This window comes from Amycolatopsis sp. lyj-346, from assembly GCF_046548975.1.
Classification (GTDB): Bacteria; Actinomycetota; Actinomycetes; order Mycobacteriales; family Pseudonocardiaceae; genus Amycolatopsis.
The window spans coordinates 68080-82212 of record NZ_JAJPWT010000009.1; the positions used below are offsets into that span (position 1 = coordinate 68080).

At 70.8% G+C, this 14133-nt stretch carries 11 protein-coding genes; 2 read left to right on the forward strand and 9 right to left on the reverse strand.

Annotated features, from left to right (window positions below; translation table 11 throughout):
• Window positions 1-88 precede the first annotated feature (88 nt).
• The 9 genes from ACLJQE_RS25290 to ACLJQE_RS25330 form a co-directional block, all read right to left on the reverse strand.
• Window positions 89-439: a hypothetical protein gene (locus ACLJQE_RS25290; protein WP_410641833.1), complete on the reverse strand. Its 351-nt coding sequence runs from the start codon at window positions 437-439 to the stop codon at window positions 89-91.
• Window positions 436-1191, reverse strand: coding sequence for a LytR/AlgR family response regulator transcription factor (locus ACLJQE_RS25295; RefSeq protein WP_410641835.1), 756 nt, complete (start codon window positions 1189-1191; stop codon window positions 436-438). Before ACLJQE_RS25295 ends, ACLJQE_RS25290 begins: the two co-directional genes overlap by 4 nt.
• On the reverse strand, window positions 1188-2234 hold the full coding sequence (locus ACLJQE_RS25300) for a sensor histidine kinase (RefSeq protein WP_410641837.1): 1047 nt from the start codon (window positions 2232-2234) through the stop codon (window positions 1188-1190). The genes ACLJQE_RS25295 and ACLJQE_RS25300 overlap by 4 nt, the downstream gene beginning before the upstream one ends.
• Window positions 2235-2281: 47 nt before the next feature.
• Entirely contained in the window at window positions 2282-2977 is a 696-nt protein-coding gene (locus ACLJQE_RS25305) for a hypothetical protein (protein ID WP_410641838.1), read from the reverse strand.
• A gap of 207 nt (window positions 2978-3184) precedes the next feature.
• Window positions 3185-4183, reverse strand: a complete 999-nt coding sequence (locus ACLJQE_RS25310; RefSeq protein ID WP_410641840.1) for an ABC transporter substrate-binding protein — start codon at window positions 4181-4183, stop codon at window positions 3185-3187.
• Window positions 4184-4245: 62 nt separating this feature from the next.
• Complete coding sequence (locus tag ACLJQE_RS25315; RefSeq protein ID WP_410641841.1) at window positions 4246-5277, reverse strand: ABC transporter permease; 1032 nt, start codon at window positions 5275-5277, stop codon at window positions 4246-4248.
• A gap of 73 nt (window positions 5278-5350) precedes the next feature.
• Window positions 5351-6115, reverse strand: coding sequence for an ATP-binding cassette domain-containing protein (locus ACLJQE_RS25320; protein ID WP_410641842.1), 765 nt, complete (start codon window positions 6113-6115; stop codon window positions 5351-5353).
• Window positions 6112-7149, reverse strand: coding sequence for a class I mannose-6-phosphate isomerase (locus tag ACLJQE_RS25325; RefSeq protein ID WP_410641843.1), 1038 nt, complete (start codon window positions 7147-7149; stop codon window positions 6112-6114). The genes ACLJQE_RS25320 and ACLJQE_RS25325 overlap by 4 nt, the downstream gene beginning before the upstream one ends.
• Window positions 7146-8129: a LacI family DNA-binding transcriptional regulator gene (locus ACLJQE_RS25330; protein WP_410641844.1), complete on the reverse strand. Its 984-nt coding sequence runs from the start codon at window positions 8127-8129 to the stop codon at window positions 7146-7148. The genes ACLJQE_RS25325 and ACLJQE_RS25330 overlap by 4 nt, the downstream gene beginning before the upstream one ends.
• A 383-nt stretch (window positions 8130-8512) precedes the next feature.
• Between ACLJQE_RS25330 and ACLJQE_RS25335 the strand changes: the two genes are divergently transcribed.
• Both ACLJQE_RS25335 and ACLJQE_RS25340 read left to right on the forward strand, forming a co-directional pair.
• Complete coding sequence (locus ACLJQE_RS25335) at window positions 8513-11701, forward strand: GH92 family glycosyl hydrolase (protein ID WP_410642118.1); 3189 nt, start codon at window positions 8513-8515, stop codon at window positions 11699-11701.
• Complete coding sequence (locus ACLJQE_RS25340; protein WP_410641846.1) at window positions 11698-14079, forward strand: GH92 family glycosyl hydrolase; 2382 nt, start codon at window positions 11698-11700, stop codon at window positions 14077-14079. Before ACLJQE_RS25335 ends, ACLJQE_RS25340 begins: the two co-directional genes overlap by 4 nt.
• The last annotated feature ends 54 nt before the right edge of the window (window positions 14080-14133 follow it).

Here is a 14133-nt window from a genome sequence, read left to right on the forward strand (position 1 = left end):
GCCCCAAGGTGGCCTTGGTTGCGTTCAACGCACCGAAGGCCACATTGGGTGCGTTGAACGCACCGAAGGCCACATTGGGGCGCTCTGGTCACTGGTCGTCCTCGAGGCGTTCGGCGCGGCGCAGCTGCCAGCGGGCCAGGAGGGCCATCGCGGGGTAGGGGAGGACCGCGAGCATCAGCCAGGACAGCGGAATCCCCAGCAGCCGGACGGTGTCCAGGGCCGGGAAGAGCGCGAAGACGCCGGGGAGGCCGAGCAGCAGCGCGAACATGAGGACGAGCGCGGGAAGGCCGTGACGACGCTGGGCGGCGTAGAGGGCGGTGGCGCGCTGGGTGTCGCCCGCGGGGAGCCGGGGCTGGCGCCAGCGGCCGCGCGACCGGCGGCGGGCGTGGGCGAGGCGGGTCTGCGGGCTGGTGACGGCGACCCGGCGGATCCTGCTCATCGCGGGTCCGATCCGAGCTGGCCGCGTTGCGCGGCTTCGAGCAGCCGGTCACGCAGGTCCCGCGCGTGACGGCGGCTGACCGGGACGTCGCCGGCCTCCGTGTGGGCCAGCAACCCGCCCGCCGTGTCGCTGCGCAGCTCCAGCACCGCCCCGACGGCCAGCAGGAAACCCCGGTGGACCCGGCTGAACCCGGTGCCCTCCCAGTACTCCTCCAGCCGCGAGATCGGCATCCGCACCAGGTGGACCCCGCCCCGCGTGTGCAGGCGGACGTAGTCGCCGTGGGCCTCCACGAACAGGACGTCGTCACGGCGGACGTACCGGGTCCGCCCGCCCGACTCGACCGGCAGCGCCGCCATCGCGTCCGGGGTCGGCCGGGACGCCGGGGTGGCCATCCGCAGCACCTTCGCCAAGGCCGCGGCCAGCCGTTCGGTGCGGACCGGTTTGAGCAGGTAGTCGACCGCGCCGATGCCGTACGCGGTCACCGCGTGCCCGTCGTGCGCGGTGACGAACACGATCACCGGCGGCTCGCTCAGCTTCGCCAGCAGCGACGCCAGCTCCAAGCCGTCGAGGCCCGGCATCGAGATGTCGAGGAACACCGCGTCGAATCGATCCGCCTGAAGCAGCTTCAACGCCTTCAGCGCATCACCCGCCCCGACGACTTCGCCGACTTCGGGCGCTTCGCGGAGCATGCGGCAGAGTTCGTCCAGCGCGGGCGGCAGGTCGTCGACGGCGAGGACACGCAGGCCGGTCACGGCAGCACCCCCGGCTGGAACCGCGGCACCCGCACGATCACCCGGGTGCCCGCGCCGACCTCGGTTTCGACGGTGAGGCCGTACCAGGGGCCGTACACGTCCCGCAGCCGTCTGTCCACATTGGCCAGTCCGAGACCGGCGGGGTCGTCCTCGCCGGTGCGGCCGGCGAGGATGTCCGCGGCCCGCTTCGGGTCCATGCCGACCCCGTCGTCCTCGACGAAGATCACGCAGTCGTTCCCTTCCGCCTGGCCGTGCACCTGGACCTGCCCGGTGCCCGACCGCGGCTCGATGCCGTGCCGGATCGCGTTCTCCACCAGCGGCTCCAGCACGAGGTACGGCACCGCGACGGCGAGGATCTCCGGCGCGACCCGCACCTGGACGCGCAGCCGCTCGCCGAGCACCGCCTTCTGCAGGGCCAGGTACGTCTCGATCGCCCGGAACTCCTCGGCGACCACGGTGTACTCGCCGTGGCGGGCCAGGCTGTAGCGGGTGTAGTCGGCGAAGTCGAGCATGAGGTCGCGGGCGCGGTCGGGATCCGACCGCACCAGCGACGCGATCACCGTCAGGGCGTTGTAGACGAAGTGCGGCGACATCTCCGCGCGCAGTGCCCGCAGTTCGGCCTGCGCCGCCTGTTCCGCCGACGCCTCGAGCCGTCCCCGCTCCAGTGCCTGCACGACGAGGTCGGCGGCCTGGGCCGCGACCGCGTCCCGGACGTCCCCGACGACCAGCAGCGCCCCGGCCAGCTCGTCGCGGACGTGCAGCGGCAGCACCAGGACGTCCGGTGCCGAGCCGGGTTCTTCGCTGTGGAGCACGCTGTCGAGCACCGTCGCGACGACCGCGTCCGGCCCGGGCCGCCCCGACCACAGCAGGGCACCGGACAGGTCGGCGAGGCCGAGCCCCGGGAAGCCGAAGAGCCGGCGCAGGCGGTGCGCGGCGCGGCGGGCGGGCATGCCGGACAGGCCGTCGCGCAGGTCGTCGGTGATGCGGCGGGCGGCGGCGAGCACCGGCAGCGGGTCGGCGCGGGACGCCGGGCGCAGGTGCACGGTCGAGCCTCCCTCGGCGGCGGTGTCCAGGGCAGTAGATCCTACGGCTACGCGGGCCCGTCGCGGTCGGCCAGCACCTGGGCGTGGCGGCGGAAGCGGCGCCAGGTCCGGTAGTGGTCGATCGCCGTCACGGCGCCGAGCAGGCTCGAGTTCGCCGGGTACGGCCGGTCCGGCAGCGAGATCCACCCGGTCGTGCGGGTCTCCTTGACCGCCACCGGCACCGGCCGGAACGTGGTCGGGTCGAGGCCGTCGCTGTGCCGGACGACCTCGTCGAAGAACCACGCCGACGTGATCAGCGCCAGCACGCCGCGCGACGCCTTGAGCGCCTCCTTCAGCGGCCGCGCCTCCAGCAGCCGGAACGTCTGGTTGATCGCCGGCGCGGTGACGCCGTGGTCGTCGTAGGCGACCTCGCCCGCGTGCAGCGCCATCCGGAGCCGGATCCGCGCTCCGGGGTCGTGCGTGCGGTTGTGCCGGTGCAGCGCGACGGCGAGCGCGGCGGGCAGGAACTCGACGAAGAGCCCCTTCGGGATCTCCGGCGGGACGAGGACGAAGACGCCGTCGCCGCAGTCCTCGCGCCGGCAGTCCGCCCACGGGACGCCGGCGTCGTCGAACGCCCGGCAAAGCGCTCGGTACAGCCCTTTGCGCAGCGCCAGCCGGTGTGGTGTGGTCCTGCGCTGGTCGCCGTAGCCCTCGACGTCCACGGCGAAGATCGTCCGGTGCAAAGCCGGCCGCTCGTACTTCATCGCACCCTCCCTGCGATCATGCATCTGGTAGTGCAAATGCATGTGCAGATGAGTGTGACGCAGGGCACCCGTCCGGGCAAACGGGCGGTGCGGTGAGCGGTTCCCCCACCGCGGTGACCGGCAGTGGGTGTTCACTGCCGGTGAACACCCCTGTTCAGGGCCCTGCACCGGGGACCGTACCGCGCACAGGACCCTGACGGACGCGGGTCAGCAGCTCTGCTTGTAGAAGTACTGCGAGTGGGCGTCCATGTCGGCCTTGGTGATCGAGTGCAGCTCCGCGGTGAGGTTCCGCGTCACCGGCTTCCCCTCGATGGCCGCGACCGCCTGCTGAACGCCCTGGGCGCCGATCGAGGCCGGGTCCTGGGCGATCAGGGCCTGGTACTGGCCGTTCTTGAGGCCCTCGACCTCGGACGGGCTCGCGTCGAAGCCGACCAGATTGACCGCGCCGACCTTGCCCGCGTTGCGCAGGCCGGTCGCCGCGCCTTCCCCGGTGTTGAGGTTGGTCGCGAAGACGCCGATGAGGTCCGGGGTCGACGACAGGGCCGCGGTCACCTTGGACGCCGCCTGGTCGGGCTCGTTCTGGGTGAACTGGACGCCGATCGACTTCAGGTTCGGGGTGTTCTTCAGTTCGTCCTCGAAGCCCTTCGCGCGGGCCGCCGTGGTCGAGGTGCCCGCGATCGTGTCGAGCACCAGGACCGAGCCGCTCTTGCCGGCCGCGAGCTTCGCCATCGTCTGCGCGGCGAGCTTGCCGCCCGCGGTGTTGTCGGAGGACACCGACGACACGGCCACGCCGGTGTCCTTCAGCGAGGTGTCGACCTCGACGATCTTCGCGCCGCGGTTCTTGACCTGCTGGATCGGGGCGAGCATCGCCGTGTCGTCGGTGGGGGCGATCAGCAGCGCGGCCGGCGGGTTCGAGCCCAGCGCGTTGACGAGCTGGGTCTGCATCGCCGCGTCGAACTTCTGCGGTGCCTGCGTGGTCAGCTCGTAGCCCAGTTTCTGCGCTTCGGCCTGCGCGCCGCACTGCAGCGAGATGTAGAACGGTTCGGCCTGCACGCCCGGGATGAGTGCGAGCTTCTTGGAGCCGGCCGAGGCGGCCTGGCCGTCGCCGGACCCGGTCTGCCCGACCGTGCCGGAGCCGCACGCGGTGAGCAGGGCGGCGGCCGAGGCCAGCGCGCCGGCGGCGACGAAAGTCTTGGACAGGTTCATGACGCAAGCACCTCTTTGTACTCGGTTGAACTGCACTCGGTTGAACTGCACTCGGGGGGAACTCAGCGGGAGTTGCGACGACGGCGGCGGCGCTGGTCGAACCAGACGGCGGCGATGAGCACGGCACCGACGGCGATCATCTGCCAGAAGTCCTGGACGTGCGTGATGTTGAAGCCCTTCTTGAGCACGGCCGGGATGAACACGCCGATCACCGTGCCCAGCACCGAACCGACGCCGCCGAACAGGCTCGTGCCGCCCATCACGACCGCGGCGATGGCGTTGAGGTTGTCGGTGGTGTGCGCCGAGATCGTCGTCGACGCGTAGTACGCCAGCGAGAGGAACCCGGCGATCCCGGCCAGGAAACCCGTCAGCGTGTACACCTTCAGCAGGTGCCGGGTGACGCCGATGCCCGCGCGCCGCGCGCCCTCGGCGTTGGAGCCGACCGCGAAGGTGTACCGGCCGAACTTGGTCGTGTGCAGCAGCCACGCGCCGATCAGCGTGATCACCACGGCGACGATGACCAGGTTCGGCACGACGCCGAACGACGTGCCGTAGCCGAGGGTCTGGTTGAGCACGACCGGCACGCTGCGCACGTCCGACCCGTTGTTGAGCAGGTAGGCCGCGCCGAGGGCGGCGCCCATGGTGCCGAGGGTGACGATCAGCGGCGGGATCCCCGCCACCGCGATGAGGAACCCGTTGACCAGTCCCCACACCGTCCCGGCGACGACCGCGGCGACCAGGCCGACGGTGATGACGCCCCAGCCCGCGGCGGAGGCGTTGCCGGCGGACATCGCCTCCATCACCTTGCCGGCCACCATGCCCGCGAAGATCAGCACGGAGCCGACGGACAGGTCGATGCCGGAGGTGATGATCACGAACGTCATCCCGACCGACAGCACCAGCAGCACCGACGTCTCGATGAGCAGCGTCTGGAAGGTGAACAGCGTCGCGAACTCGCCGGGGGCGATCGCGCTGAACACGATGACCAGCGCCACCAGGACCAGCGCGATCCAGAACGTGTTGGCGCCGGCGAGCCGCTTGCCCAGCGGCCGCTTGCCGAACCCGGCGTCCGGCGCTTCCTGGATTTCGGTCACGCCTCCTCCTCGCTCGCGCTCGTCGGCGTCGTGACCGACGGTGCCGTGTCTATTGCGGACCTCGCAGGCTCGGTCACGTGACCTCCTCCTGCACGAGCGCGCCGGTCATCGCGGCGACGAGGTCTTCGAGCTTCGTGTCCGATCCGGTGAACCGGGCGACGCGCTTGCCGAGCCGCAGCACCTCGACGCGGTCGGCGACCGAGAGCACCTCGGGCATGTTGTGGCTGATCAGCACGACGGCGATGCCCTTGTCGCGCACCTTCTTGATGACGTCGAGCACGCGCTCGCGCTGCACGACGCCGAGCGCGGCCGTCGGCTCGTCCATGAACACGACCTTCGACGCCCACACGACCGAGCGCGCCACGGCGACGCTTTGACGCTGGCCGCCGGACAGCGAGCCGATCGGGACGTCCGTGCTCTGCAGCGTCACGCCGAGACGCTGGAACTCCTCGACGGCCCGCCGCCGCATCTCGGCCTTGTCGAGCATCCCGAGCTTGCCGAGGATGCCCTTGCGGTGGATTTCGCGGCCGAGGAACAGGTTGGCCGCCGGGTCGAGCTCGGGGGCGACGGCGAGGTCCTGGTAGACGGTCTCGATGCCGAGGCGCCGGGCGGTGGTCGGCGAGTCGAAGTGCACCGGTGCGCCGTCGAGGAGGATCTGCCCCGATGACGGCTGTTCCGCGCCGGAGAGGCACTTGACCAGGGTGGACTTGCCGGCGCCGTTGTCGCCGATCAGCGCCGTCACCTCGCCCGCGCGTGCCTGGAACGACGCGCCGCGCAGGGCTTCGACGGACCCGTAGTGCTTGGTCAGGTCGATCGCTTCCAGGAGGATTTCGCTCATCCGCGCCTCTCTTCCGGCGCCGGCGGGCGGCAGCGGATCACCGTCGCCGGGCCGGACAGCTCGGTCTGGCCGGCGTCGAACGGGACGACGTAGGTGTCGCCCTTCGCCAGCGCGTGCTCGCCGCCGTGCTCGGTCCGCAGGGTGCCTTCGCCGTCGAGGACGACGAGGACCGCGAAGGACGGATCGAGTGACAACGTTGTCAGCTTGTCGGTACGCAGCTGTTCGGCTCGGAAGAACCGTTCCGAGCCGCCGGCCAGCAGGTCCACAGTGGACGAGCGGTCGCCCGCCGTGCGCTTGATGATCGTGTCCAGCCGTTCGGGGTCCCAGCCCGAGGTGTCCAGCGCCTCGATGGCGGTGTCGAAGCCGAGGCCGAGGTGGCCCTTCTCCGGCGACGTGAGGAAGTCCCGCCACTCGATGGTGAGCGAGAAGTCGGTCGGCTGCTGCAGCTCGACGACGAACACCCCCTCGCCGATCGCGTGCGGCAGCCCGGCCGGGATGTAGACGGTGTCGCCCGCCGTCACCGGAACGCTGTTCAGCGCGCCCAGCATGGACGGCACGTCCTGCTCGCGCGTCCACTCCGACACGGCCGCCTTCGGCAGCGTCTCCTTGAAGCCGGGGTAGACGCGCGGGTCGTCGCCGTAGGTGCCGACGACGATCCACGCCTCCGTCTTGCCGAAGTGGGAGTCGAAGTGCCGCTTCGCGAAGGTGTCGTCCGGGTGGAAGTGCACGGGCAGCCGCTGGCCCGCGTCGAGCAGCTTCACCAGCAGCCCGGTCGACGTCCCGAGCGCCTCGACGTGCTTCGCGCCGAGCCAGCCGTTCGCGTCCGCTTCGACGGCGTCGCGCAGCCAGGCGCCGCCGGGGAGGCGGGTGAGGCCGTTGGTCTCCTGGCCGAACATCGTGGTCGCGGACGCGACCCAGTCCTCCGGGCCGGACTTCTTGTCCGAAGACGCGCCGCGCAGCGCCGCGATGGCGTCGCCGCCGCGGTAGAACTGCGGCGGCTGGTTGGCGGGGAGCCGGATCGGTTCGAGGGTCACGGGGCCACCTCACCGGAACCACGGGCGACGAGATGCACGGGCAGGACGACCTTTCTGGGCGGGGACTGATCTCCTTGGACGCGGGCGAAGAGCAGCTCGGCCGCGGCGTGGCCCAGTGCGCTGACGTCGTGCGCGATCACGGTGACCGGCGGGTTCAGCAGATCCGCCAGCTCGAAGTCGTCGAACCCGACCATCGCCGGGCGGCGCTCGGCGTGCGCGAGGGCGCGCAGGAGGTGCACGGCGACCCGGTTGTTGCCCGCGATCACCGCCGTGGCCGCGTCCGGGCCGTCGAGCAGCCGTTTGACGGTGTTGCCGATCGAGTCCGGCGTCGGCGTCCCCATCGACACCAGCGACTCGTCGTAGGTGATCCCGTTGCGCACGCAGCCTTCGCGGAACCCGTGCAGGCGCTCGGCGGCGGTGAAGATGTCCGGGCTGTCGCCCAGGAACGCGATCCGCCGGTGCCCGTGCCGCGCCAGGTGTGTGACGGCCTCGATGGTGCCGCCGAGGTTGTCCACCAGCACGGTGTCGGCCACGATGTCGCCGGCCGGCCGGTCGATGAACACCACCGGCGTGCCCGCGCGCATCTCCGGCACCAGGTAGCCGTGCTGGAGACCGGCCGGGACGACGAGGATGCCGTCCACCCGCCGCGCGCAGAACTCCAGGACGAGCTCGCGCTCGCGGTCGGAGTTCTCCTCGGACGAGCCGGTGAGCACCTGGCGGCCGAACGACGTCGCGATGCGCTCGACCGCACGGTTCAGCTCGGAGTAGAAGGGGTTCCCGACGTCCTCGACGATCAGCCCGATGGTGCCGGTCGTCGACCCGCGGCGCAGGTTCCGCGCGCCCAGGTTGCGCCGGAACCCCAGCTGCTCGATGGCCGCCATGACCCGCTCGGCGGTGTCGGGGTGCACCGCCGGTTCGTCGTTGACCACACGCGAGACGGTCTTGATGCTCACGCCCGCCAGCCGGGCCACGTCGCTCATCGTGGCCCGCCTGCTCGCGGTGCGCGTGCTGCCGTCCCGATCCCGGCCGAGAGGAGACAACGTTGTCATAGTGACGGGGATTGAACTCCCGACCGGCGTCCTTGTCAACGCCCCGTGTGCGGATTGTGCCGATTCGGCCCCGCGATCGGCGGATCGTGCTGTCCGGAAGCGGACAGGTCCTGACGAGTTCCTTGACTGCTTGGTGAACCGCTGCCCAAGGTGGCCGGGCGCGACAAGGTTGTCATGTCACCCGGTTCCGGTCGCGCTGACGAGGTGGAGAGGCGATGGCCATGGCGCGAGCGCGCTCAAGAGCCGGCTGTGACATTCCTGGGGGGACGACCCCCCGGACCCCCCGAACCGGCTTCGCCGGTGTAGCGGTTTTCCTGGCTTTGGCGGTGACCGCAGCGGTGGCTCCCGCTGTCCCCGCCGCGGCGGCTACCGGCACCGATTACGCGAAGTGGGTCAACCCCTTCGTCGGCACTCGCCCCGGCGGCGCCGACCACGGCACCGGCGGCGGTGCGGGCAACACGTTCCCGGGCGCGGTCGCGCCGTTCGGCATGGTCCAGTGGAGCCCCGACACGGTGAAATCCCAGCCGGGCGGCTACTTCTACGACGACAACGCCCTGACCGGCTTCAGCCTGACGCACCTGTCCGGCGCGGGCTGTTCGACCTACCAGGACATCCCGTTCATCCCTTATGTCGGTGAAGTGACGACTTCCCCGGCGACCGACCCGGCCCGCTACACGTCGACTTTCTCGCACACGAACGAACACGCGACGGCGGGCGCCTACGACGTCACCCTCGACAGTGGAGCGAAGGTCGAGCTGAGCGCGACCCGGCGCACCGGCTCGGCGCGGCTGACCTACCCGGCGGGCGCGTCCTCGACGCTGCTGGTCAACACGTCCGGCTCGGTCAACGGCACCGACGACGCGTCGATCACCATCGGCAAGGACACCATCAGCGGCTGGGCCACCAGTGGCCGCTTCTGCGGCGCGCGCAACAGCTACCGCGTCTACTTCTCGGCCAAGTTCGACACGCCGTTCGCGTCGATCGGCACCTGGAAGAACGGCGCCGTGACGCCGGGCAAGGCCGCCGAGACCGGCGGGGCCAGGACGAAGGTCGCGCAGCCCAACGGCGTCGGCGCCTCGATCGCGCGCCCGGCGAAGACCGCTCCGCAGAACACCACCGTCAGCGGCCCGGGCAGCGGCGGGTACGTCACCTTCGCGAACCTCAACGGCGCCCGGGTGAACGTCCAGGTCGGACTGTCCTTTGTGTCCGTCGACGGCGCGAAGGCCAACCTCAAGGCGGAGAACACCGGCAAGTCGTTCGACACGGTGGCCGCCGGCGCGCGCAAGGCGTGGAACGCCCAGCTCGGCAAGATCGCCGTCTCCGGCGGCTCGGACACCGACCTGACGACGTTCTACACCTCGCTGTACCACTCGCTGATCCAGCCGAACGTGTTCTCCGACGTCAACGGCCAGTACATCGGCTTCGACGGGCGGATCCACACTGCCGACCCGGGCCACGCGATGTACACGAACTTCTCCGGCTGGGACATCTACCGCTCGGAGATCCCGCTGCTGGCGACGATCGCGCCGCACGAGACGTCGGACATCGTCCGGTCGATGATGGCCTACGCGGAACAGGGTGGCTCCTGGGACCGCTGGACGGTGGCCAACGACTACACCGGCGTCATGAACGGCGACCCGTACCACATCATCGTGTCGAGCGCGTACGCGTTCGGCGCGCGGGACTTCGACGCGCAGAAGGCGTTGCTGCTCATGATCAAGGGCGCCACGCAGCCGACGCAGGGCTACACCGAACGGCCGGGTCTCGAGGACTACCAGACCCTCGGGTACGTCCCGGGTGCCGGCGCCGACACCCTCGAGTACACCAGCGCGGACTTCGCCATCGCCCAGTTCGCCAAGCGGCTCGGCGACTCCGCGACGTACACGACGTTCATGAAGCGCGCCCAGAACTGGCAGAACCTCTACAACCCGGGCACCGGCCACCTGCAGCCGCGCAACGCCGACGGCTCCTTCGCCGGCACCTACGACCCGGCCGGCTCGCAGGGCTGGGTCGAGGGCAACGGCGCCCAGTACGACTGGATGGTGCCCTACGACCTCGGCGGCCTCGTCACGGCGTTCGGCGGCAACATCGCGGTCCAGTCCCGATTGGACACCTTCTTCACGCAGCTGAACGCGGGCACGCAGGAGCCGTACGCGTTCATGGGCAACGAGCCGAACTCGAACGCCCCGTGGGTGTACTCCTACGCGGGGGCGCCGGCCAAGACGCAGTCGATCGTCCGGCGCTCGATGACCGAGCTGTACAACCCGCGTCCCGAAGGCCTGATCGGCAACGACGACCTCGGCCAGATGTCGTCCTGGTACGTCTGGGCCGCGCTCGGCATCTACCCGGAGATCCCGGGCCGCGCCGAGTTCGTGCTCAACACGCCGCTGTTCGGCAAGGCCGTGCTGACCACCGGCGCGGGCAAGAAGATCACCGTCACCTCCGCGGGCACGGGTGACTACGTCGCCGGTCTGAAGGTCAACGGCGCCGACGCGGCCAAGGCGTGGATGCCGGAAGCCCTGGTGTCCACGGGCGGCACCCTCGACTTCGCGCGGTCGGCGACCCCGACCGCGTGGAGCAGCGCGCCCGCCGACGCCCCGCCGTCCTTCCGCGACCAGGAGAAGCCGAGCCTGTCGTTCGTCGACCCGGCGCGGGCGGTGACCCCGGCGGGGGCGACGTCCAAGGTGTCAGTGGGGGTGCAGGACCTCTCCGGCACCGCGCGGAGCTGGGCGTACTCCGCGGGCAGCGTCGACGGGATCACGCTGACCCCGGCGGCCGGGAGCATCGCGGTGCCCGCCGCGGGCAAGGCGCAGGCCGAGCTCACGGTTTCGGTCCCGACGGGACTGGCCGACGGTGCCCGCCGCATCCCGGTGACGTTCTCGGCACCCGGGGTGGCCTCCTCGCAGGCCGTGCTCACGGTGCTCGTGGCCCAGCCGAACAGCTGGCTGGCCACGGTGAACAACGCCGGGGTCTCGCCGGACGCGAAGCCCGAGGCAGCGAACTTCGACGGCGGCGGCTGGAGCTACTCGGCCGACGCCCTCGCCGCGGCCGGGGCCGCCCCGGGCGGCACGGTCACCACCGACGGGCTGAAGTTCACCTGGCCGTCGTTCCCGGCCGGTGACCCGGACAACGCGATCGCCGCCGGGCAGACGGTGAACGTCTCCGGCTCCGGGCGGCTCGCGCTGCTCGGCTCGGCGTCGAACGGCAACGCCTCCGGCACGCTGACCGTCACCTACACCGACGGCAGCCAGTCCACCGCCACCATCGGGTTCTCCGACTGGACCCTCGGCGGCGGCGGCGCGCAGCCGGCGTTCGGCAACCGGATCGTGCTGTCCACCCCGTACCGCAACGCTTCGGGCGGCGACCCGCAGCAGATCCGCACCATGGTGTTCGGCACGAACCCGATCACCCTCGACGCGGGCAAGACCGTGGCCGGCGTGACCCTGCCGTCCAACGTCAGCGGCGGTGTCCTGCACGTCTTCGCGATCGGAGTCGGCGCATGAAGAACAAGGTCCTGGTGAGCGCGTTGACGCTCGCCGTGGTGGCGACGGGGGTGAGTCCCGCCGTCGCGGTCGCGGCCGGCGGGGACGCCCTTGACGCCGTCAACACGTTCATCGGCACACAGGACGAGGGCAATACGTTCCCGGGTGCTTCGGCGCCGTTCGGGATGACGCAGGTCAGCCCGATCACCTCGCACTACGCCGGCTACCGCTACACCGACACCGCGATCCGCGGCTTCGGCCACTTCTTCCTGTCCGGCGCGGGCTGCTGGGAGCAGGGCGGCCTGGTTGCGACCCTGCCGACGACCGGGGAAGTGGGTCCCGGCAAGGCGTTCGACACGACCGAGCCGGCCTCGTTCGACCAGAAGCAGTACGCCTCGCCGTTCACCCACGACGGCGAGGTGGGGAAGCCCGGCTACTACAAGGTCCGCCTGACCGGCTACGGCGGCGTCGACGTCGAGACGACGGCGGCGACGCGGGCCGGTGTCGAGCGGTACACCTTCACGAAGCCGGGGGACGCCAACGTCTTCGTCAACGTCGGGCAGGCCAACGACAAGGAACCGGTGACGGGCAGCAGCATCCGCGTCGTCGACGACCGGACCGTCGAGGGCACGGTGGAGTCGCAGGCGTTCTGCGGCGGCAAGGCCTACACGACGTACTTCACCACGAAGTTCGACAAGCCGTTCAAGTCCTTCGGCACGTGGTCGCCGACCGGCGGCACGCCCGGCTCGCGCTCGTCCGGGGGCGGGGCGGGCCTGCGCGGCGCGTGGCTGACCTTCGGCGGCGGCCAGGTCACCGCCACCACGGCGATCTCCCAGGTCGACGCCGCCGGTGCGCGGACGAACCTGGCGTCGGAGCGGATCTCCTCGTTCGACGCGGCCAAGGACGCCGTGCAGCGCACCTGGCGGCGTGAGCTGTCCACTGTGGACGTCAAGGGCGGTACCCCGGACGACCGCACGGTCTTCTACACCTCGCTGTACCACGCGTTGCTGCAGCCGCTGACGGCGAACGACGCCGACGGCCGCTACTACGGCTTCGACAAGAAGATCCACCGTGCGGTCGGCTGGACGTACTACGGCTTCTTCTCGCTGTGGGACACCTACCGCACGCAGAACCAGCTCCTGGCGCTGCTGCGGCCGTCCCGGGCGCGTGACATCGCGAAGAGCATCCTGGCCATCCACGACCAGGGCGGCTGGCTGCCGCGGTGGGCGTACGCGAGCCAGGAGACGAACACGATGACCGGCGACCCGGTCACGCCGTTCCTGGTCGACCTCTGGCGCTTCGGCGCGTTGCCGGGCGAGGAGGTGTACGCCTACCAGGCGCTCCTGCAGAACTCGCGGGAGATCCCGCCCGCCGCGTCGCCGTTCCAAGGGCGCTCGGGCAACGCGAGCTACCAACGGGACGGGTTTGTCCAGTACGACCCGGATTTCCCGAAGAAGGGCCAGGACACCGACCCGAACCACGGCGCGTCGGCGACCCTGGAGTACGCGCTCGGTGACTGTTCGCTGTCGATCATGGCGGCCGCGCTCGGCAAGAAGGACGACGCGGCGGCGCTGGCCGCGAAGGGCCGGACTTACCGGACACTGTGGGATTCGTCGCTGACGGACCGCGGCTTCACCGGCTTCTTCCGGCCGAAGGTCCTCGGCGGCGCGTGGTTCTCACCCGCCGACAAGCCCTACAGCCCGCAGAGCCAGGACGGCTTCCACGAGGGCACGGCCTGGCAGTACCAGTGGCTCGTGCAGCAGGACGTCCCCGGGCTCGTCGAACGCATGGGCGGCCCGGCGGCCACCGGCAAGCGCCTCGACGACTTCTTCGCCTACGACGAACTGGTGAAGAACCCGGCGACGGCGGTGCGCGAGAACTGGGTCGTCGGCCCGTACGACTACTACGACCAGTTCCGCTACAACCCGAACAACGAGCCGGACCTGCACTCGCCGTGGATGTACGCGCTCACCGGGCAGCCGGCGAAGACGTCCACGGTCGTGCGAGCGGCGCACACGTTGTTCACCAACGCGCCCAACGGCGTCACCGGGAACGACGACCTGGGCACCATGTCGGCCTGGTACGTCTTCAGCGCCCTCGGCCTGTACCCGGCCGTTCCAGGGACTGGGAACTTCGTGCTCGACGCTCCGCGTTTCGCGAAATCCGTCCTGCACCCGGAGAACGGGCGGGACATCACGATCGAGGCGGCCGGCGCCGACGGCTCGAAGCTCCAGTACATCTCGGGCCTGAAGATCGGTTCGAAGCCGAGTGACCGCGTGTACGTCGGCGTCGACCAGTTGAAACGCGGTACGACGCTCGACTTCGCGCTCACCGCCGACGCCACGGCGAAGTGGGGGACGTCACCATCGTCGGTCCCGGCTCCGCCCTGCGCGGAGTAGACAACGGACGCTCACGGCCGTGGACCAGACCACAAAGGACCACGGCCGTGAGCA